Origin of the sequence: Aneurinibacillus thermoaerophilus, from assembly GCF_019603355.1 — a bacterium.
Taxonomy (GTDB): Bacteria; Bacillota; Bacilli; order Aneurinibacillales; family Aneurinibacillaceae; genus Aneurinibacillus; species Aneurinibacillus thermoaerophilus.
Map to the genome: position 1 here is coordinate 330,817 of NZ_CP080764.1, position 18,945 is coordinate 349,761.

Genomic DNA, 18,945 nt, shown 5'->3' on the forward strand with positions numbered 1-18,945 from the left:
GTGAAGTAAAAGGCGGTGGAAATAATGACCGTGGAACAGGCTTTGCAGATTTTAAAGAAAAGTGGATATAAATATACGGGCAAGCGGGAAGAGATGATCCGCATTTTCGCCGAAGAAAAGCGGTATTTGTCGGCTCGCGATATGCTTGAGTATATGCAGGAGCATTATCCTGCGCTGAGTTTCGATACTGTATACCGGAATTTAACATTGTTCGCGGAGTTGAATATTTTGGAGGTAACCGAACTAGGCGGAGAGCGGAAGTACCGTTTCCGCTGTTCAACGGAAGACCATCACCATCATTTGATTTGCTTGTCCTGCGGAAAGACGCGCCATATTAGATTGTGTCCGCTGGATGGGGGATTTGGCGAGCCAGAAGGATTTACGATTACAGGGCATAAATTTGAAATTTATGGTTATTGCTCGGAATGTAGATAGTAGCAAGCGTGAAACCCCCTGATTTTTCAAGGGTTTTCTTTTAGCATCACGTGCCATTCTTTTACTAGCGGCATTAAGCGAGCGGAGTGCACCTTTCCAACCCATTATTTATCACCTCAAATATATTACATCTATGTAATAATTTTCTTTAACGCTTACAAAAACACCCTGCTTGTCCAATGGTCAGGCAGGGTTATTTTTTCTTAAGCTTCTTAACAAGCTCGATGGCTTGTTTTGCTTCCTCATACATATGTTCACGAAAGGCTTTTTGTTCTTCAGGTGTGAGATCGTCGTATCCTTCAAGTCCATCGTAGAAGAAGAGGTTCATTTTCTTATCTTCTTTTGGTGACGGATCGTCAGTACGGCCTAAAAGATAGTCGACAGATACCTCAAAAAAGTCAGCTATTTTTTGTAAGGTATCATAGTCTGGTTGACGCTTATCTGATTCATAACTAGAAAGTGTATTGTTTCGCACACCAATTTTTTCTGCGACAAATTTTTGTGCATATCCATTTTTTTCACGAAGATATTTAATTCGTTCTCCAAGCGTCATTTTGGCCAACACTATCACCTCTTATTTCACCTCCTAATTTATCACAAATTCTCTAAAAGAGAAAAAAATATCTCGAATCGAGAATTTTAATATTGACTTTCACGAATTGAGAATTTATACTTGTCTCAAGAATTCACAAAATGAGAATTTAAAAGCGAGAATAAAGGCGGTGAACAAGTTGAGTAAGATCATCGGAAAGAGAATCAGAAAGATCCGCTTAGAAAAAGGTATGACTCAGGTTCATCTTTCCAAGAGACTCGGGTATAAATCACCTTCGATACTTAGCGAAATTGAATCGGGTAAAAAAGGTTTTGATGCCGATAAGGTTCCTTTGGTCGCTGAAATCTTAGGCGTTGAAGTAAATGCGCTTTTTTTTTGATGAAGAAATTCTCGATTCGAGAATTAACTCGGCCTAACATCTAATTTTTTCCCCACTTCAATTACCAAAACCAACCTCAGTTGGAAGGGGAAAGCTACCAAATAGGCGGTGGCTACTTGATACGCTTAAGTTCAGCTTCTTGCTGAATAGAACGAGCAGAGAGTAATTCGATAATACGTTGCTGACTATCCTGAATTTCTTCCAAACGCTTAACGGAGTCGGATGTATCAAGAAAAGCACGTTTGATAAGCGGAATATCGGAGACTGATTCCTTTATATCTTTGAGTTCTGCTTTTACATCTTTAAGTTCATTAAGGATTTGTTCAAGTAACTTTTCACTCATTCTGATTCATCCTTTCTAACATGGTTTGGAGCATATCAGTGACTTTTTTCCGCTCTTCCGGCGTGAGTTTCTTGGCAGTTTCGATGAGTTGCAGGAGGTCGGGAGGGAGTTGGTCGGAGTCGTCAGAGAGAAACTGAATAACTGTAATTCCGAGTGCGGAACAAAGTCTTTCAATTATATCCAATGTCGGTTGGCGCTGCCCGGCTTCGATATAGCTGATAAACGATTGTGACACTCCGGACATCTTAGCTAATTGGTTTTTGCTTAATCCAAGTGATTCTCGAATCTCAGTTAGTCTTTTGGAAACATCCATTAATCATCATTCCATTCGTTTTATCTCAACAGTGATTTTATCACAAAAAATTTTCGTCAAAATTATCATTATAGTTTTTACTAATCATAATATTAGTGATAGTGTATAAACACGGAAGTGATAAGGGTGAATAGGATTAAGAAACTTCGACTTGAAAAAGAATGGTCGCAATTAGAGCTTTTCAAACGTTCCGGCGTTTCTCAGTCGCACATCCACTACTTAGAATCTGGCAACAAACAACCGACGATTACGATACTTCGCAAATTAGCCGACGCCCTCGGCGTAACGGTCGCCGAACTGCTGGATGAAGAAGAACAAACAGCCTAAAAATTTTACCGCTTCAGTTACCAAAACATTAGGAGGCAAAACATCATGGCGGCCAATCCTATCGAGGAAATGTTCCGCGAAATCGTTCGTGAAGAAGTTGGCAAGGCAATTGCTGAAATCAAGAAAATGCTTGCTGGAACTTCCCTTGAAAAAGAAAAACTTATCGGTGCTGAAGAAATCAGCGAATTTCTCGGCATCTCCAAACGTCGTGCCTGCGAATTATTACCGGGGAGGGTGTTGCGATGAGCTGGAATATGCGTATGCAGGAAGTGCTAGAACGGACGGCTGACTACGATATGAGCTTGATGGATGCCGAACAAAACGAAGCCTATCAACATCGTCTGGAACTGAATCGAATCAAACTAGAAATGCAAGAAGCCAAGAAAGAAGCTGATGAGTTCTTGAAGTTGGCTGAGGCATATAAAGCAGCAGGGGAAGAGAAAGGATATCTAGCAGCATGGTCATATCACAAATTGAATCTGCGGCGCTATCATGATTTGTCACTTTATTACACGAAAAAAGCTGCCGAGTGCGGGAACACTCAAACAGCTTAGCAGAAATGGTCACAAAAATCATAACACACGTTCGCGTGTACGGCAAGCTTTTCGGGCTTGCTGTAGGGGCCGGGAATTCCACCTCTTAACCACATCTTTTCTCTCTGCCTGGCTCCTACAGCACTTCCGAGCCAGGTGCTAAAAAATGAAAAGGAGGAAATCGCCCTTCAAGTAATTTTGAAGAGATGGCAAAGAAGACAGTCATTCGTCATATGTGGAAGTACCTGCCGATCAGCATTGAGATTCAGCAAATGGCTGTCCAGGATGAGACGGTGAAGAAAGTACATTACCAGTGGGCCGCGCAGTGTCTATGCAGACGCAATAGAGGCTGAAGGAGTAACGGCCGAGGATATCATGAACCTGCGTCGGAAGCTACAGAACAGCCACAGGAGCAGGCGGAGAAGCAAAAAGATTGGCAGCAGGATGAACAATTACAGCAGGCAATGGAAATGAAATTTGAATAGAAGAGTGGGCGCTCTCTGCGCCCGACTCTCTATCAAAAATTTGAGGGACAAGCTTCTTTTCTATCATTTGCTTGAACAAGCGGATTGGAATACAGGGGAAGTAAAAGTAAACGTTTCTGAGTTGGAACGGGAAACGGGATGGACGCGCTGGGAGATAAAAGGATCGCTTGATCAAAAGGCGAAAAAAATCCACAAGAGAAACCACATCTTTTATTTAATAACAGCATTATAAACAGCAATAAGAACAGCAATATAAACAATAAACCTAATACGTCGCTCGCTTCGGAAAAAGACATCGAAACCTTTGTCGATGAGAACATCCACATCTTGCCTTTAGGTGTAAACCGAAAACTCTTAATTCGTTATTGTGACATGCTGCGGCTAACGAGAAGTACATGCAAGATTTCCAAAAACGTTTTGCTCCAGGTTTTTGCGAAGATGAAAAAATACTCTGCGAATCAGATTAACTTCGCTGTATGGCATCACTTTGAAAAACACGACGATAAACGCGAGCAGTACACGCTAGGGATTCTTAGAAACACAAGGGATGATGAGGCTTATAGAAAACTAATGCGGATGTTGAACCGTCAAAGCAAGAATAGGTTCGAAATCAGAGAATCAAAAGGAGGCATACGCAGTGCAGCCAGCAGAGAACTTGATCCAGCGTTCCGTGATGAAATTAATTCCCTCTCTTTCTAAAGACGCTGAGGGAGATCGCTATTGTCCGATTTGTGGCCGGTTTGTGCCGAAGACACAGATTGAGTTGTTCGGCAAAGTGCGTATCGTACAAAGTCGTTGCCAGTGCGAAATTGACAAGTTCGTTTATGGCCAAAAGCAAGCTGAGACGCTGATTCAGCGAAAGATGATTGAGCGGAAGTTTGATATCTCAGAGCTGGGCAAGCGCTTTGAAGAGTGTTGGTTTCATACGTTTCAATCACGTCCGGGTACTGAAAAGGCGTATCAAATAGCACGAGATTATGCCCAAAACTTCGAGCACCACCAGGAAGAAATCGGGGTATTACTTTGGGGAACACCCGGGAACGGCAAGACACATCTTGCTGCGGCAGTGGCACACGAAATCAAAGATAAAGGGTTCACGGTTGTTTTTCAGACAATGGCTGAACTGCTAGAGCGTATTCGAAATACGTTTAACAAGAAAGAAAAAGAGACAGAAAGCGAGATTATGGACGCGCTTCGGGACTGTGATTTACTCGTTTTGGATGATATCGGCGCTGAGAAAGTCACAGACTGGGTACTGGATGTGATGTTCCGGATTATTGATGGCCGTTATCGAAAAAAGAGACCGATTCTGTATACGTCCAATTTTTCGCCGGCTGATTTGCTGATTCGATTCATGCCACAACAGCCGACAGAAGAGGACAAAATCAAAGCGCAACGGATTCATGACCGGATAATCGGTACAAGCATCATTGTGGAGAACAAAGCCAGCAGTTACCGACGTGAACGTGCGGCACAACGCTTTCGGGAGATGAACGGAGCATGATAGCAGCAACGAACATTGAGCGTCGGCATCTGACAGAGCAGCGCCGAAATATTTACATCGCTTGCGAAGACTTGAATTTCTTCTGGGATGATCAAGTGTCAGAAGTCATTGCAATGTGGAACATGGGCATCCCAGTTGAATATATCGCAAGTAATTTCGGCAGGGAAGTGGATGAGACAGCCATTCTGATTTTTGATTTGGCGCGGAAAGGAAAAATCAAGCTATGCCGCGGTGGTATTTGGGGGTGAATCGCATGAAAGAGAAGAAAAAACACAGAGGCCCAGTTCCGGTGGTGATTCCGAGCAAGCTTTCAAGATGGATACAAGATAGTTGCTCGGTCGGCCGAGTCAACTCAAACAAAATGGGTAGTGGCCGTCCGGCATGGAACGGGAGGAAGTAGGAGACCAGGAAGGAAAAGCGTGTGTTGCGCTTACAAATTGGTCGGATGCTGGGTAATTGCACGGAATGCGAAAGAAAAAAACAAGCATTGTCGGGGGTTGATAGGAGAAATCACAGCTTGGAATCTCATCGTTTCCAGCAGTATTGATGGAATGAATGTCAGGTAGGGAAACGAATGCGCGAACTTGGAGACCGATTGCTAGGCGATGAAAAAGTTGAGAAAACAAAGCCGAGGTCGAATGGCGTCACTATCACTGTTGAACAGTACATCGAACTGAAAAGAGAGGATTTGACGGACAAGGCTATTGTGGAGAAATACAAGATGTCATACAACAGTCTGTACAAGCGAAAGCGACGCTGGCGTAGCCGTTATCAACAAGCGGCCGACACCGATTAAAGTTTTATACGGAATTGTTGGCCACTTCAAAAGTCCAAGCACAGTGGATTACGAGGGGGCATACGCCGGACGCTCGATTGTGTTTGAAGCAAAGAGCACGAAAGAATTGAGGCGCTTTCCTCTTAGGAATATCGCCGAGCACCAAGTGGAGTACCTTGCAAAGTATCATCGGTGCGGCGCCATTAGCTTTCTACTTGTCGAATTTGCCAAGCATCAGACGGTCTACCTGCTGCCATATGAAGTGCTGGCGCAGTATTGGCAGCACACAGAGACAGGTGGCCAGGGAACCAAAAGAATGAAGGGGAGGTTTAAAATGTCAGACGAACATTTTGAAGAACAAAAGCGACCATTATGGGCATATATAACGGTTGCCATTACCACCTTATTTCTTCTTGCACAAGGGCCGAAGGTTTTCTTACTTCCGTTCTTTCCTTTTATGATGAGTGGATTTTTAAACCGTCCTTTTAATCCTAGTGTAATCCAAATTTTTTTCTTACTCGTTGGATTAACAATATTGGCAGTTGCTGTATGGCTCATTGTAAAAGCCATTCGTGCTATTATTAAAGACCAGAAAAGAAATCCATTCCGAAAAAATAAGGGAGAATTTAAGAGAAAAGGGCCTCTTTGGGCATGGATTGTAATAGCAATTTTCGGATTAGGTATTATTTGGATTGGACCTGGGATTTTAATGTTACCCATTTTGCCTTTAATAATGGCCGGATTTTCGGCCGATAGTCCAAACACTCCAGAATATGTTCCGCTTATGGTTATGGGCATTGGTTATGCATTGCTCATTGGATGTATTGTGCTTTTTATTTCAGCTATAAGAGCGATTAAGAAGTAGGAAGAAAAAAGGCCTCCCGCTCACTAACCGGAGAGGGGCTTCCTGCTTTTACTCTGCAAAAATATTTTACCATAGAGCAGGGGGATGCGAGAATGTCAGCAGAAATTAATGTAAAAGAATTGACTGTGAATATAGAAAAACAAACGGTAGAAATTCCAATAGTAGGACGGAATGCGAAAATTATCATAATAGAAAACGGTCGCGCTGGTGAAATCGAACTCCCTGAATATGGAGAATTTACATTTAAGATTCATCAAGGAAGAATTGCAGACATCGCCAGAGAAGCACGAAAACGGGGATTATGGACTACGTAATGGATATTGTAGTGACCATCCCGAAAAGCGAATATAAAAACGACGATACTGAAACAAAGCATATGGAAATAGATTCGGATTTTGAAGCGTTCTGGAACTCTTACGGGTGCCTAGGTGCCTCAATCCGGGCGACAGAATATATTTTGTCCGTGGTGGACGTGTGGAAAGCTCTATGTGCTGTCTACAGATAGAAGGGAATTCGATTACCAGATGTGAAACGACAGGACGTACATGGAGCGGTGGTTTTCAGATATTTATGGATGACTTACGAGCGGAGAATGGGCCAGCTACATGAGGATTTCAGGGGTTTCACTATCGCTGGTGGGAAATAGGCGCACATAAATAGTTATTCTTCAAAAAAGTAAATAATAGAAACTTAATTTTGGTTTGGTCGTAATTTAAATGTGAAATAAAGGAAGCATAATTAAATGACAGTTAAAAATTCTAATTATCTTAGCGACTAAGGAGGGAAATGAATGACGAACAATACAATATTTTTTCTGTTTAGCGCCTTTCTTTTACTGCTACTCATCCCGATTCTTATCATTAGGGATTTAAAAAAAGAGAAGAAATTAACTGATATCTTCATTTCGAATATAATGTTTTTAATAGTATTTTTGGTATCTGTTGGAGAAGTTTTGAAAGCTTTTCTTGAAACTGATACTATGAACAGTTTTAATCAAATCTTATTTCTTTTCGTAATCATATTTGTAGTAGCACCTTTACTGTTTATTGTTTTATTTCACATTAAAGATGATATTAAGAAATGGAGCAATCCAAAAGAATACAAATATTATTGGATGTATAGGATTAGATACATAGGATTGATTTCTTTAACTTTTATATTTTTTGGTGCAATTTATAAATTTTATTTAATTTTTAAAATAGTATTTCCGTAAGTGATATGAGCGGTTATTGCTCCTGAAGTGTTAGTGATGGGACCTAAAAACCTACATTCTGAGCCTACAATAGGCAAGAATGTAGGTTGGCGCAAAAGTTAAACCATCCTTTAAAACTTAATATGTTCTGCCGAACGAAATCGGAGGACACTATTCAGCAAAGTAAGGAACAAGTATATATCCCTTCTGGCTGTTGGTGTCCTTTTTTATTACCTAAAAGGGGGGATACATGAAAATTAGGAATTTTCATAAAAAATGCGTCATCCAACATGGCGACGTATAAGCGGGGCAATTAAACAAACCAGACGGTAATTATAAAACGATTCATTTAGGAGGATTTCGCTCATGGAACAAAAAATCAATCCAAACTATAATTTCATTGAGTCTGTATGCAGTAAATGCCCAGGAACACACTGGGGAAAAAGTTCAAAATGTCGGATTCACGACATGCACATCGGAAAGGTGCAGAGTTGCCTCCAATGGGATGAGTACCAGGCGGCACAGTGGAAGGAGCATGACGGGCAGCCAGCTTTTCTCGACTTAGAACCAGCACTTGAGGCTGTACAACGTGTGGAGCAGGACTTACGTAACTATCGCTGGATGGCAGAGAAGATTCAAACGTTACAAAAATGTGATGAGTATGAGAAGCAGTATCCGCGAGAGGTATGGGAGAATATTATTCATGCTGGTACGGCGCAATATGGTATTGAATCAATCCTTCCGAAAGCCCAAGGGGTTAATTCAGACGTGACGTATAGGGAAGCACAGAAGCTTTTACGGAACTGGGAACGCATGAAGCGATATGAGCGAAAAGTGAAGAAGTTAGAAGCTGCTGTGGCATCGTTACAGGACGAAAGAGAGCGTGCAGTGGCAGAAGGGATGATGGACGGTGAGAAGATGTATGAAATTGCGCAACAGTTAGATGTGAGCAGGCAGACAGTGGATAAAATTAGACGTTCAATGATTCGAAATCTAGCGTGGATTATGTATGAAGACGAGATGCGAGGAAGCCTGTCGGCGTAGGACAGGCTTTTTGCTTTACATTTTAGACATTAGTTTACAAACTAGACTTTAGTTTACACTCTTGACGTTTTTGGCAGATGAAAAGCGTGGTGTGGTATGCTGGACGCAGGAAAGATAAGCGAAGGCCGTTCCGGGAGAGCGGCCTTTTTGTTTGTCTTTTTTTCTTAAATTAACAAGTGAAGCTTACTAAAAACAAGTAAGGTTTATGTAACAACTGAATTGATTCAGAAATTACGCCGAATTTTCGGCGTTTTTTTATGCCCTTTTATCTTGGGCAACTCAAATAAACGTAAAAAAGGAGCTGTTTTATCATGCAAAAGGAAAGAAAAAATCAATATCCAATCGTTCTAGTTCATGGGTTTGCATGTTGGGGAAGAGATGAAATGCTGGGTGTAAAGTACTGGGGTGGAATGCATGACATTCAAGAGGATTTGAAACAGTATGGTTACGAAACACACACTGCGGTAGTAGGACCGTTTTCAAGTAACTGGGATCGTGCATGCGAATTATATGCTCAACTTGTTGGTGGAACAGTGGATTATGGTGCTGCACACGCTGAAAAATATGGACATGACCGGTTTGGTCGAACCTATCCTGGGCTTTTGAAGAATTGGGATGGAGAACACAAAATCCATTTAATCGGACATAGCATGGGTGGACAGACGGTTCGTGTGTTAACGCAATTGTTAAAAGAGGGAAGCCAGGAAGAACGAGAGTATGCGAAAAAGCATGGGGTGCAATTGTCTCCGCTATTTGAAGGTGGGAAGTCGTGGGTTCACAGTGTAACAACGATTGCAACGCCGAACGATGGTACAACGTTGGCTGATGTAGTGACACAACTCATTCCAGCAGCACAACAAATTATGGGACTGGCTGCTGCGGTGTCAGGCAATACAAATGTACCGGTTTATGACTTCAAACTCGATCAGTGGGGATTGAAAAGAAAAGCAGGTGAATCCTTTGTGCACTATGCGGATCGCGTATGGAATAGTGGAATTTGGACAAATACAAAAGATATTAGTGCATGGGACCTCAAACCAGAAGGAGCCAAAGAGCTGAATAACTGGGTAAAAGCGCAGCCGGATGTCTATTATTTCTCATACAGTGGAGAAGCTACATTCAGAAGTCTGATCACGGGACATCATCTCCCAGATCTAACAATGAATAAATTGATTACTCCATTTGGTATTTTCTTAGGCTGCTACGGCAGTGATGAAAAGTGGTGGCAGAATGATGGGATTGTAAACACAATTTCGATGAATGGGCCGAAGCTTGGCTCAACAGATGAGATTGTCCCATATGATGGAACACCTAAAATCGGAAAATGGAATGACATGGGGATTCAGGAAAACTGGGATCATGCTGATTATATTGGGCTCAGTCTTTCATATGTTTTGGGAATAGAAAAAATTGAAGATTTCTACCGTGGCGTTGCAGATATGCTTGGTTCATTATCTGTGAGATAAGAATAAAGCATGGGGTGTCTTGTAATTAACAGGGGAGGGGCCTCCCCTTTTTTATGAAAAAAAGAAGATGCTACAAAGAGCATCGAGTGATGAGGGAGCTTTGAAGACTCGCTGGTGTCAGCAGCGGGTAAAGAAGGGTAAGATATTATCAACTATAATTTTACTGTTTGTAAAATGATATAGGAATAAAATTCGTTCGTCATTTTTTGTGGTTTGTCTCCAATAAACGACAGTACCAATAGAAAATTTGACGACAAATATTAGTTATAACGTCCTCTAATTTGATGCATAATATATATGGAAAATTATAGGAGTGTATAAATGTGGTAGTAAAAGTAGTTATGCCAAATCCGAAAAGTAATTGGGAGTCGTGTGTGCAGAGGTACTGGCAAAAGGAAAAAGAGAAGTGGGAACAAAGAAAACGACAGCAGAAATAAGCATCGGTTAATCCGGTGCTTTTTATTTTTGCCCCGAAAGGGGGTAAGGAGGAAAGTAGATGAGACAGGAAACAGATACATTTTATACTTTTGTAGTTGGGGGCGGCGCAGCGAGCGCTGCCTTTTTACTTGGAGGATTTGACCGTTTAGTGGTTGCCCTTGCTATTTGTATGGCAGCAGACTATCTATCTGGCGTTTTAGTCGGGTTTTTTAGAGAAAAAAAGATAAGCTCAGAACGAGCATTTCACGGACTGCTTAAAAAAGGGGCCATGATTCTACTGGTCATTGTTTCCCATCAGTTGGATGTAGTAGCTGGCAGTACAGATTCGCAATTCATGCGAAATGCAATGATTATGTTTTTAATCGCAGTGGAGGGGATTTCACTTGTGGAAAACATGGGGAGGCTTGGGGTTCCAGTCCCCGCGTTTTTGCGTCAACGTTTTGAACAAATGAAAAACGACAACGACAAGGAAGCAAAATTTTGAAGAGAAACGGAGGCAACAAACGGGCATCTATGCCTTTTCATGATCTAAAGCAGGAGGGATGGACATGGCCATTACATGGGACTGGCTGAAACAAAAGAACTTTCGGTTGAACGACCCGAATTTACATCCAGTCGTTGCCCAGCGTGGCTGGGAAGTTGTATTTGAAGCCTGGCAACGCGGTATCTATGTGCTGATTACGCAGGGGTATCGTTCAATCGCTGAACAGAATGAATTATACGCACAAGGTCGAACAAAACCGGGAAAAATCGTGACGAATGCTAAAGGCGGTACCAGCTACCATAACTACGGTTTGGCGCTGGACTTCGCTTTATATACACCGGATGGCAAACAAGTCGTTTGGGATATGAACACAGATTTTAATAAGAATCACAAAAAAGACTGGATGGAAGTCGTACAAATGTTTAAAGCCAGAGGATTTGAATGGGGCGGTGATTGGAGAAGTTTCAAGGACTACCCACACGTTCAAATGACCTTTGGTTTTTCTATTGCACAATTAAAAGCAGGAAAACGCCCATCACGTCCAGCTATGGTGGTACAGGTTCCAGAGCTGACGAAAGTTGTTGCATCGGTTACTGACAAAAAGGAGGAAGAATACATGATTCCCGTTTCAAAAGCGGACAAAATCATCGCACTCATCCAAGCAGAGTGGAAAGAGAAGGACGAACAAATTAAGCAGTATCAGAAAATGTGGCAGGAGGAAAACGCGAAGCCGGACAAGTGTCAGCAGAAGCTGGACGAGTACCATCGAGCAGCCGAAGCGTTGCGTAAGGATAAGAAAGAGCTTGGTGAGCTGGCTGACGAGGTGAGGAAGGCGTCAGGTAGACGAGTGGTGAATGGTTGACCATATTGAGTTGTTTACGAAAACACCCCGCCACCCATATGGATGGCGGGGCTTTTTTTGTTCGTACACCCTGTTTATAGACGAACGGCATACTCGATAACAACGATTATGTCGTACAAACCAAAAGAGGATAGATGCGATTTATTTGTGCAACCGGCAAATAGATAGGCGTCTATTCAAAAAAACAGGGAGGTAGTTAATATGTTGGTGTTATCTTTCTTGGCTGGAATTGCAAAATTTCTTTTTGGTGGAATCGCTATTTGGGCCGTATTTCGCCTTCGAAGTTTAAGAAGGTCGATAGGATGCGGAACCGAAAAGTTAGGAGCGGGATTTGCCCTAGTAGTTTCGCTTGTAATCTTGATGCTCCTTGAATCTAAGTTCTAGTAAGCCGAACGCTCCGTTGCCCTTATGGATGACGGGGCATTTCTATTACATACCCCTTGTCAAAATCAACATAAATTATTCCAAATTTTATTCTTTAAAAACCACTTGACGAATCATCCCTGCAACCATCTCACTAAAAAAGCTGAAATTTTGCAACCAAAATTCAAGAAAACGGTAAAACGATCCCCCGCTGTCCGTATGGATGGCGGTTTTTTTATTTATATAAATACTTGAAAGGATAAATATACAAAATTATATTGACGTGAGTAAATATAATTGGTATAATAAAGTCAAGGAGGTGAAATAAGGATGGATTTGAAAGACTGGGCGATTACAATCGCATCAGTGCTAGGATGCATCAAACTCGGATTTGAAATAGCCGAGAAATTCGAAGAAAGGTGGAAAAAATGGAAGAAGGAAAGAGAGAAAAAGAAAAAGCGCTCCACTAAAAAGCGGAAGCGCTAAGCCCAAAAAAATCTAAACGGAAAGGGGTGTTGCCCCACCTCTTTCCTTACTAAATAAGTATACCACATCCATCCTTAAATTATGAAGAAGCTCTCAACTGCTCTTGATGTTGTCCTGTTGATTGTATTCCTGTCTTGGTTATCTGATTTAGATTTCAGTAAGATGACACCTTTAAAATGGGTTGGCGTAATATCTATAGCTCTATGGTTCGTTTTAAATATCTGGAAGGTGATACTGTGGCGGAAGAAATAACATTCAAATCACGCGATGAATTAACAGCATACATCGTTAACGAAGTAGTAAACACAACTGAAGCACTTGAGATACTTGGCTGTTCACGACAAAATCTGAACGACCTGGTTAAACGTGGTGTACTAACACCAATTAAGGAACTTCCAAGGGATCGGCTATTTTACAAAGCTGATGTTTTAAAAAGAAAAGAACAAGCAGAGCAAAGAAAAAAACAATGATTTTATTAAAGCCCTGGAAGGGGCTTTTTGTTTTGTTCAGATAAAATTACGAAACGTCTTGTACAAATGGCAGAGCAACAATTGAGTGGTAGAAGCCCACAATAAACTATACACCCTGCATATTATGTTTAATATGAAGGGACGTGGAGAATCGGTTAGAGACCTTCCGGGAATCCGGAAGGTTCTTAATTTGTCCAAAGGGAACCATGCCTGATGGAGTTGTAAATGGAATTATTGCAGCTCACCAAACATGGAAACAGACAACAGAACGTAAATAAATAATTGCCCTACTACCCTTTATTGGGTGGTAGGGTTTTTTATAATTTATATGGTTCATATTATGATTTTTCTCAATCACTGAAAAGTATTTACGCATAAAACTTCCATGGTTTTTCAACCACAACCCTGACATAAAAATCGGGGTTCACAAAAAAATAGCAAGTTACAATAATCCCTATTTTAATGATAATATAGAATCAATTATTACTTTTATCATTTATTAGGGGGATGTAATTATGAAATTTGAAGTATATGACCTTATAGGTCCTACAAGTGAATTTCTTGCTACCAATAAAGAAAAATTACTGCAACACATAAAAGATTCAAGAACATTTACTGACGATAAAGGATTAAAATATTGTTTGAATAACATTGATTATGAAGATAATATTATTGGCGGGACTATAAGCCAAGAATATTTCGGTGATTTAAAAACAGTGGAAAATAAGGTGGAAAAGCCCATAAAAAGCAACCCTTGGGAAAAAACTTATTTTTTTATTGATATCGCAACATCAAAATTATTACTACAAAGGAGACGTTATTCTCCTAAAAATCTAAACCATTCAAAGACGGAACAAAGAATAATAGAAATTATACACCATGATGTTTTCTTAAAACATTTCGGCAGTTCCTTTAATATGATTAAAACTTCAGTTGGATTTAATAATGATTTTTTTAAAGAAATTATTAAAAAAGAAAAAATCCAACAATTAGATGTAACTAATCTAAGAGGAAAAAAAGTAGTTGTCGGAACACCATTACATAATCCCAGAGAGGATTGGGATAAGGTTCTGGCGGAAAGTTGGAATACTTATGATTCTAATTATGTCGATGAAATAGTTCTTCGATCGGAAAATGAAGATGGTCTATCTAAGTCTGTTTTTCAAAAATTAGTCCTAGCTGCAGGCGGAGATGTAAAAGCTGTTCGGTATTATGATGAAGAAGAAGAAAAAGTTATAACCGTTTCTCATAAATCTGTAGGTTCGTTGGATGTCGATGTTAAAAAAGACGAGGAAACTGTTACAGTTCTACAAAAGGCTTTTAATAAAATCAAAAGTTCGAGAGATGCACTAAGGAGATTCCGTAGAAAGTAAAACTAAGAGGGTGTATAGTGTGTCCGATATTGAAAGACAACTTCAATTTTATTTAAGAAACAAAAAGAAAAAAGTTATCCCCATGACATACAAAGAATTTGATAAAAATATTGACACCATTATAAGTATATTGGGCGATAATAAAGCTTTAGCGATTTTTAGTGATAAAGAAGTAACTCTTTATTTCGCTAAAGCTTCTAATGTGGGTTTTGTAATCAAGTCGCGAAAATTCTTAGAAAAGGAAAACTTTCCGAAACTTGATTTAACAGTAAAAGGGGCAAAACAACCTATTACTTTCTTTAGTTTTATACTCGAAGAAATAAAAATCCACTGGATCGCCCTTTTATTAATCCTGTTTCTTATAGGGCCATTCATGTTAATTCAAGATAATAAAGATTTTATTAAGGAGCTTAACGCAGCTCTTATTAGCGCATCGGCTATCCTTATAGGTGTCTTTCTTGTTTTTATAACGTTCTTTTATTTAGGTCGTGAACATGATGTGAAATATTTCAGTGAAGGGAGATTTTATATTCATTTTAAAAATGATAAATTCATCATCTCTTCTTCTTTTACATCAATATTGTTATCTATACTAGCTATCGGCATATCTTTTTATCACTATACTCCTACAGCTGCAATTTCACCCATTATAAAAAATTCAATTATCAAAGCTTATGGGATAATTTTATCTTGGCCATACCAAAATGTCGCAGCCGGATTAGCAACTTTGTTAAGTATAATTTTTTTCTGGATATCTTTTCAGGCGATGGTAGGTTACTATTTCCAACGAATAAAAAATGGAATTAATGTAGGAACTGTAGAGAAGATACACAAAGAGTTTTTTAGTGATAAAAATAACAATCAAGAGTAAATTCTTAAAGCTTATAGCACTATAAATAAAAGCCTCTCTGACAAGCGGGAGGCTTTTTCATTTCATAAAATTACCAACCTATCCTATGTATAAATTACTTCCTATGCGGAACTGTAAGAGTATCAAGTACCAACATCATCCACATAGGAGGAATGAATGTTATGCCACAACAAAGACAACAAAGCAGAAATACAAATGAATTGGTTGCACCACAAGCACGCGCAGCCCTGGATCAAATGAAATATGAAATCGCTTCTGAATTTGGTGTTGTATTAGGACCAGACACAACATCACGTCAGAATGGTTCTGTAGGTGGCGAGATCACCAAGCGCCTTGTACAAATGGCAGAACAACAACTTTCTGGTCGTGCTGGCAACATTCAATAATTCCCTCACAAAAACAAGTCCTATCCCCTTATTCGTGCATACCATATAAGGCAGGGAACAGTCAGAAACCTCTCGGAAATCCGGGAGGTTTTTAATTTTATGTACTAAACTAGGTAGTAAAGAAGAGCAATTCTAAGAAAAATGAAGACTATACGTTCAAAAAACAACGTGTTATTTCGTTATTTCCCAAAAGCTAAAAACGCCGATTTTGGCCAAATTTGAACCAAAACGGCGTTTTTAATGGTTATTTATTTATCATAAGTGATGTTTCTTTAACCGTAATTTCTATTCAATACTTAAATATCTAATTATAACCAAAAAGTAGGGTACTCACGATTACTACGTAAGTTATTTACCAATAAAGCTATTAAAACAATAGCTATGGAGCCAATTAATACAGGAGTAATTAAGTAATTCCATGTGTACGCCCCTAATATAACCACTATCGGATCTGCCCCAGCAGGTGGATGCGTCGTTTTCGTAATCATCATGCATGCTATAGCTACTCCCACTCCTAAAGCCAACGTCCAGGTATCATTGCCTAAAAAGTGGTAGACAATCAATCCCACTAATGTAGAAATAAAATGTCCACCAATTATATTTCTCGGTTGAGATAGAGGAGCATTCCAAACACCAAATGCTAATACACAACTTGCTCCAAAAGGAGCCATTAACCAAGATGTAGATGTGACTTGTGTCAGGTAAGCAAGGACAAAGATAGTTATGAATCCTCCAATAAGTCCTGTCATAGCATCTTTAACATTTACGCTTAGAGTGCTTTTTCCTTTGCCTTTCATTTTAGAAAAATAAATGCGACGGGATATACCTACCACTTTCTCTTGGTCAATAACGGTTTGATTTTTAGATATCATTTAATTCAACCTCCTTATCATTTTGATTCCATAATAACCCATCTTTAATAACTGGTCAAAAGATAATTTTATGGTTAGTTTAAAGAATAATTAGATAATTAACATAATAAAAAAACTTAAACCCAATGGATTTAAGCTTTTTGAGTATAACCACTCTTTTTATCATTTTTCTTTAGAGTTTTCTTTTCTTTTTCGCTGTTGATGGCGTGCAACTTTCTTTCTGTTACCGCATATTTCCATGGCACACCATTTTCGTCTTCCACTTTCATCTATAAACAATAATACGCAATCAGGATTTGTACACCGTTTAAGGTAATGTAATCTCTTCCTATCAAGTAAGTTTAATACATCATATGCAATAAGTGAAACGAACGCATCCTCAGGTTGTCCTATTGGAGATGGAAGAAGTTTATTCGGGGTCAATTTATACGAAAACGGTGCTTTTCTAATCATTCTTTCCAAAGAAGATACCCATTCATCTGAAATTTGATATCCATCTGCGATCCGTTCAAAATCACTTCTTAAAAAGGAACGTAATTCACGAAGTGAATGTAATATCTTATCCAGTCTATCTTCTGATTTAGATATAAGCTCATCATCAATTATGGAATTTGTTTCTTTCATTATCTTTATCCAATCAGCTAAATCTTTTTCGGATATCAATAAGTCATAACGCTGCCCACGTCTTATAACTTCAGTGTTTACTAAATCAAGAGAAAGGTGTCCGGATATAAGTGGAAATTTTTTTGTCTCTGCCATGATGTACCTCTTTTCTTCTCACAAAACACTAACATATATAAAAAACTAACCTAACCTTATTATATATGATTTTTTATTAACTTAAAGTTAATAAAAAAGAAACAATATAAATAATAATTTAATGGTTACCTTATGCCCAAGAAGTATAATTTAAACTAACTGTTTTTTATAACTTGACAGGTTAGTAATTAAATATTAAGATAATTAAGAACTAACCGTTTTTTATAAAAATATAGGTTAATATTTAAATCTAAAAATAAAACGCAAATTAAGAAGTAATACCCACAAATTACCAAACAGGACCGACATTTATTTCTCAATATTATGTTGTTCTTGGTTGGTAATTTTTTGTAAATTTAAGTAAAAAATGTTGAATTATACCATATAATACTTTATTATTATTTACGTAGCAAAAATACCCAAAAAGGAGTGTTTATTAATGTCCCAATTAACAGAGCAAAAGTATCAGACCGTTACTCAAGAAGAACTAGAAAGAGTGCGTCAACAACATTCATGGGTTGCAGATCCGATTATACGCGCTTCTGAAAGAGTTCTTGAAGAACCATTTTTCGAGTGGTTGCAAACAGTAAGATCTGTTCAAGAGTTAAAGCCTGTTGTTACTCAACTTTGGTATCATTCTGCTACTTTTCCAAAAGTAATGGGTATCATGTTAGGGTTAACTTCTCTCAAGGAAAATCACATGATGCCTTTCTATGCCATGCACATTTATGGCGAAGCTGATCATCATGAAATGCTAATGCAATGGATGTTGAAACACGGTATCTTACAAGACCGAAAAGAAATCGAGAAATTTATTCCAACAATTGCAACTAACGCTTGCGTCAACTTGGTCTACCAAATGGCTATTGAACAAGATCGTTCCAAGTGGTTAGCATGCTTAAACTCTGGAATTGAACGTTGTTCTAATCACTTTTTCATCAAAATGTCTGAAAAGTTAGATGAATTAGACGTCAATGATCCATACTTTACTGTTCATGTCGAAGCAGATCAGCATCATTCCATCCTTGGATTAGATTATTTAGAAGCTGCAAATGACTCATTCCGCCGTGAAGTTATTATAAACAAAGCATTAGAAGGTATTTCTTTGTGGGCATTCATGTTAAATTCTTGGATTGGTATAAATAGAATGCCTGAATTTGATTTGGAGGGTAATCTGTTAAACAAACAAGCAACTGGTATTAACAATTAAGAGGATCGACAATAAAAAGAGTGCATGTCTGCTATGCACTCTTTTATTGGAGGAAAAAAATGATAACAGTTTGCCAAGAACACATGAAAGATGGATTAAATTTATTAAATGTACCTCATGTAGAAGAAATAACACAACAGTACCTGGAACATAGATG

General features: G+C 39.1%; 26 protein-coding genes and 3 pseudogenes. 24 read left to right on the forward strand and 5 right to left on the reverse strand.

What is annotated here, in order from left to right; translation table 11 throughout:
* Positions 1–24 precede the first annotated feature (24 nt).
* Positions 25–435, forward strand: a complete 411-nt coding sequence (locus K3F53_RS01870; RefSeq protein ID WP_057900054.1) for a Fur family transcriptional regulator — start codon at positions 25–27, stop codon at positions 433–435.
* 193 nt (positions 436–628) lie between these two features.
* Here K3F53_RS01870 and K3F53_RS01875 read toward each other — a convergent pair whose 3' ends face one another.
* Complete coding sequence (locus tag K3F53_RS01875) at positions 629–1,006, reverse strand: helix-turn-helix domain-containing protein (RefSeq protein WP_236781918.1); 378 nt, start codon at positions 1,004–1,006, stop codon at positions 629–631.
* A gap of 160 nt (positions 1,007–1,166) precedes the next feature.
* Here K3F53_RS01875 and K3F53_RS01880 point away from each other — a divergent pair, with 160 nt between their 5' ends.
* Entirely contained in the window at positions 1,167–1,367 is a 201-nt protein-coding gene (locus K3F53_RS01880) for a helix-turn-helix domain-containing protein (protein ID WP_057900053.1), read from the forward strand.
* Positions 1,368–1,479: 112 nt separating this feature from the next.
* Here the strand turns inward: K3F53_RS01880 and K3F53_RS01885 are convergent, their stop codons facing one another.
* Entirely contained in the window at positions 1,480–1,710 is a 231-nt protein-coding gene (locus K3F53_RS01885; protein ID WP_057900052.1) for a hypothetical protein, read from the reverse strand.
* Positions 1,703–2,023, reverse strand: coding sequence for a helix-turn-helix domain-containing protein (locus K3F53_RS01890; protein ID WP_057900051.1), 321 nt, complete (start codon positions 2,021–2,023; stop codon positions 1,703–1,705). The genes K3F53_RS01885 and K3F53_RS01890 overlap by 8 nt, the downstream gene beginning before the upstream one ends.
* Positions 2,024–2,149: 126 nt before the next feature.
* Between K3F53_RS01890 and K3F53_RS01895 the strand changes: the two genes are divergently transcribed.
* From K3F53_RS01895 to K3F53_RS01990, 21 genes and pseudogenes are all read left to right on the forward strand, one after another.
* The gene (locus K3F53_RS01895; protein ID WP_156424111.1) at positions 2,150–2,350 is read left to right on the forward strand and encodes a helix-turn-helix domain-containing protein; all 201 of its coding nucleotides are present in this window, start codon (positions 2,150–2,152) and stop codon (positions 2,348–2,350) included.
* A 45-nt stretch (positions 2,351–2,395) separates the two neighbouring features.
* The gene (locus K3F53_RS01900; RefSeq protein WP_057900049.1) at positions 2,396–2,596 is read left to right on the forward strand and encodes a hypothetical protein; all 201 of its coding nucleotides are present in this window, start codon (positions 2,396–2,398) and stop codon (positions 2,594–2,596) included.
* Positions 2,593–2,904 carry a hypothetical protein gene (locus K3F53_RS01905; RefSeq protein WP_057900048.1) on the forward strand — a complete coding sequence of 104 codons (312 nt, stop codon included), beginning with the start codon at positions 2,593–2,595 and terminating at the stop codon, positions 2,902–2,904. Before K3F53_RS01900 ends, K3F53_RS01905 begins: the two co-directional genes overlap by 4 nt.
* Before the next feature lie 170 nt (positions 2,905–3,074).
* Positions 3,075–3,357, forward strand: a pseudogene (locus K3F53_RS01910) (recombinase RecT); the annotation flags it as partial.
* Between the two features lie 3 nt (positions 3,358–3,360).
* Positions 3,361–3,600 (forward strand): hypothetical protein, encoded by a 240-nt coding sequence (locus K3F53_RS01915; RefSeq protein WP_162265058.1) that lies wholly within the window; start codon positions 3,361–3,363, stop codon positions 3,598–3,600.
* A gap of 405 nt (positions 3,601–4,005) precedes the next feature.
* A complete protein-coding gene (locus K3F53_RS01920) occupies positions 4,006–4,872 on the forward strand; it encodes an ATP-binding protein (protein WP_156424110.1) in 867 nt (288 codons plus the stop codon).
* Positions 4,869–5,120, forward strand: coding sequence for a hypothetical protein (locus K3F53_RS01925; protein ID WP_057900046.1), 252 nt, complete (start codon positions 4,869–4,871; stop codon positions 5,118–5,120). The genes K3F53_RS01920 and K3F53_RS01925 overlap by 4 nt, the downstream gene beginning before the upstream one ends.
* 326 nt (positions 5,121–5,446) lie before the next feature.
* Positions 5,447–5,668, forward strand: a complete 222-nt coding sequence (locus K3F53_RS01930) for a hypothetical protein (protein WP_057900045.1) — start codon at positions 5,447–5,449, stop codon at positions 5,666–5,668.
* Positions 5,577–5,903, forward strand: a pseudogene (locus K3F53_RS19865) (Holliday junction resolvase RecU); the annotation flags it as partial. The gene K3F53_RS01930 and the pseudogene K3F53_RS19865, both read left to right, overlap by 92 nt.
* 78 nt (positions 5,904–5,981) lie before the next feature.
* Positions 5,982–6,512 carry a hypothetical protein gene (locus tag K3F53_RS19245; protein WP_246615673.1) on the forward strand — a complete coding sequence of 177 codons (531 nt, stop codon included), beginning with the start codon at positions 5,982–5,984 and terminating at the stop codon, positions 6,510–6,512.
* Positions 6,513–6,604: 92 nt separating this feature from the next.
* Complete coding sequence (locus K3F53_RS01940) at positions 6,605–6,826, forward strand: hypothetical protein (RefSeq protein WP_057900043.1); 222 nt, start codon at positions 6,605–6,607, stop codon at positions 6,824–6,826.
* A 476-nt stretch (positions 6,827–7,302) separates the two neighbouring features.
* Entirely contained in the window at positions 7,303–7,725 is a 423-nt protein-coding gene (locus K3F53_RS01945) for a hypothetical protein (RefSeq protein WP_057900041.1), read from the forward strand.
* Positions 7,726–8,070: 345 nt separating this feature from the next.
* A complete protein-coding gene (locus tag K3F53_RS01950) occupies positions 8,071–8,748 on the forward strand; it encodes a helix-turn-helix transcriptional regulator (RefSeq protein WP_057900040.1) in 678 nt (225 codons plus the stop codon).
* Between the two features lie 314 nt (positions 8,749–9,062).
* Positions 9,063–10,214 (forward strand): annotated as a pseudogene (locus K3F53_RS01955) (esterase/lipase family protein); the annotation flags it as partial.
* A 496-nt stretch (positions 10,215–10,710) separates the two neighbouring features.
* On the forward strand, positions 10,711–11,136 hold the full coding sequence (locus K3F53_RS01960; protein WP_057898677.1) for a phage holin family protein: 426 nt from the start codon (positions 10,711–10,713) through the stop codon (positions 11,134–11,136).
* Between the two features lie 64 nt (positions 11,137–11,200).
* Positions 11,201–11,998, forward strand: a complete 798-nt coding sequence (locus tag K3F53_RS19590) for a M15 family metallopeptidase (RefSeq protein ID WP_057900038.1) — start codon at positions 11,201–11,203, stop codon at positions 11,996–11,998.
* A 693-nt stretch (positions 11,999–12,691) separates the two neighbouring features.
* A complete protein-coding gene (locus K3F53_RS01970) occupies positions 12,692–12,847 on the forward strand; it encodes a hypothetical protein (protein ID WP_156424017.1) in 156 nt (51 codons plus the stop codon).
* Between the two features lie 203 nt (positions 12,848–13,050).
* Positions 13,051–13,317, forward strand: coding sequence for a MerR family transcriptional regulator (locus tag K3F53_RS01975; protein WP_057900444.1), 267 nt, complete (start codon positions 13,051–13,053; stop codon positions 13,315–13,317).
* 515 nt (positions 13,318–13,832) lie between these two features.
* Positions 13,833–14,690, forward strand: coding sequence for a hypothetical protein (locus K3F53_RS01980; RefSeq protein WP_057900036.1), 858 nt, complete (start codon positions 13,833–13,835; stop codon positions 14,688–14,690).
* A gap of 19 nt (positions 14,691–14,709) precedes the next feature.
* Positions 14,710–15,561 carry a hypothetical protein gene (locus K3F53_RS01985; RefSeq protein ID WP_057900035.1) on the forward strand — a complete coding sequence of 284 codons (852 nt, stop codon included), beginning with the start codon at positions 14,710–14,712 and terminating at the stop codon, positions 15,559–15,561.
* 161 nt (positions 15,562–15,722) lie between these two features.
* Entirely contained in the window at positions 15,723–15,947 is a 225-nt protein-coding gene (locus K3F53_RS01990; protein ID WP_057900034.1) for an alpha/beta-type small acid-soluble spore protein, read from the forward strand.
* Positions 15,948–16,255: 308 nt separating this feature from the next.
* On the opposite strand, the gene K3F53_RS01995 is transcribed toward K3F53_RS01990, so the two are convergent.
* Together K3F53_RS01995 and K3F53_RS02000 are read right to left on the reverse strand one after the other, a co-directional pair.
* Entirely contained in the window at positions 16,256–16,819 is a 564-nt protein-coding gene (locus K3F53_RS01995) for an HPP family protein (RefSeq protein ID WP_057900033.1), read from the reverse strand.
* A gap of 162 nt (positions 16,820–16,981) precedes the next feature.
* A complete protein-coding gene (locus tag K3F53_RS02000) occupies positions 16,982–17,578 on the reverse strand; it encodes a CGNR zinc finger domain-containing protein (protein WP_057900032.1) in 597 nt (198 codons plus the stop codon).
* Positions 17,579–18,017: 439 nt separating this feature from the next.
* On the opposite strand from K3F53_RS02000, the gene K3F53_RS02005 reads away from it, so the two are divergent.
* Entirely contained in the window at positions 18,018–18,788 is a 771-nt protein-coding gene (locus K3F53_RS02005; protein WP_057900031.1) for an iron-containing redox enzyme family protein, read from the forward strand.
* Positions 18,789–18,945 lie beyond the last annotated feature (157 nt).

What these genes read in the sequence shown, in the direction of transcription:
- K3F53_RS01890 (WP_057900051.1), bottom strand. Translation starts at nt 2,023, where the DNA reads ATGGATGTTTCCAAAAGACTAACTGAGATTCGAGAATCACTTGGATTA.
- K3F53_RS01870 (WP_057900054.1), top strand. Translation starts at nt 25, where the DNA reads ATGACCGTGGAACAGGCTTTGCAGATTTTAAAGAAAAGTGGATATAAA.
- K3F53_RS01995 (WP_057900033.1), bottom strand. Translation starts at nt 16,819, where the DNA reads ATGATATCTAAAAATCAAACCGTTATTGACCAAGAGAAAGTGGTAGGT.
- K3F53_RS01970 (WP_156424017.1), top strand. Translation starts at nt 12,692, where the DNA reads ATGGATTTGAAAGACTGGGCGATTACAATCGCATCAGTGCTAGGATGC.
- K3F53_RS01900 (WP_057900049.1), top strand. Translation starts at nt 2,396, where the DNA reads ATGGCGGCCAATCCTATCGAGGAAATGTTCCGCGAAATCGTTCGTGAA.
- K3F53_RS02005 (WP_057900031.1), top strand. Translation starts at nt 18,018, where the DNA reads ATGTCCCAATTAACAGAGCAAAAGTATCAGACCGTTACTCAAGAAGAA.
- K3F53_RS02000 (WP_057900032.1), bottom strand. Translation starts at nt 17,578, where the DNA reads ATGGCAGAGACAAAAAAATTTCCACTTATATCCGGACACCTTTCTCTT.
- K3F53_RS01905 (WP_057900048.1), top strand. Translation starts at nt 2,593, where the DNA reads ATGAGCTGGAATATGCGTATGCAGGAAGTGCTAGAACGGACGGCTGAC.
- K3F53_RS01925 (WP_057900046.1), top strand. Translation starts at nt 4,869, where the DNA reads ATGATAGCAGCAACGAACATTGAGCGTCGGCATCTGACAGAGCAGCGC.
- K3F53_RS01975 (WP_057900444.1), top strand. Translation starts at nt 13,051, where the DNA reads ATGGTTCGTTTTAAATATCTGGAAGGTGATACTGTGGCGGAAGAAATA.
- K3F53_RS01885 (WP_057900052.1), bottom strand. Translation starts at nt 1,710, where the DNA reads ATGAGTGAAAAGTTACTTGAACAAATCCTTAATGAACTTAAAGATGTA.
- K3F53_RS01950 (WP_057900040.1), top strand. Translation starts at nt 8,071, where the DNA reads ATGGAACAAAAAATCAATCCAAACTATAATTTCATTGAGTCTGTATGC.
- K3F53_RS01980 (WP_057900036.1), top strand. Translation starts at nt 13,833, where the DNA reads ATGAAATTTGAAGTATATGACCTTATAGGTCCTACAAGTGAATTTCTT.
- K3F53_RS19590 (WP_057900038.1), top strand. Translation starts at nt 11,201, where the DNA reads ATGGCCATTACATGGGACTGGCTGAAACAAAAGAACTTTCGGTTGAAC.
- K3F53_RS01945 (WP_057900041.1), top strand. Translation starts at nt 7,303, where the DNA reads ATGACGAACAATACAATATTTTTTCTGTTTAGCGCCTTTCTTTTACTG.
- K3F53_RS19245 (WP_246615673.1), top strand. Translation starts at nt 5,982, where the DNA reads ATGTCAGACGAACATTTTGAAGAACAAAAGCGACCATTATGGGCATAT.
- K3F53_RS01940 (WP_057900043.1), top strand. Translation starts at nt 6,605, where the DNA reads ATGTCAGCAGAAATTAATGTAAAAGAATTGACTGTGAATATAGAAAAA.
- K3F53_RS01990 (WP_057900034.1), top strand. Translation starts at nt 15,723, where the DNA reads ATGCCACAACAAAGACAACAAAGCAGAAATACAAATGAATTGGTTGCA.
- K3F53_RS01930 (WP_057900045.1), top strand. Translation starts at nt 5,447, where the DNA reads ATGCGCGAACTTGGAGACCGATTGCTAGGCGATGAAAAAGTTGAGAAA.
- K3F53_RS01960 (WP_057898677.1), top strand. Translation starts at nt 10,711, where the DNA reads ATGAGACAGGAAACAGATACATTTTATACTTTTGTAGTTGGGGGCGGC.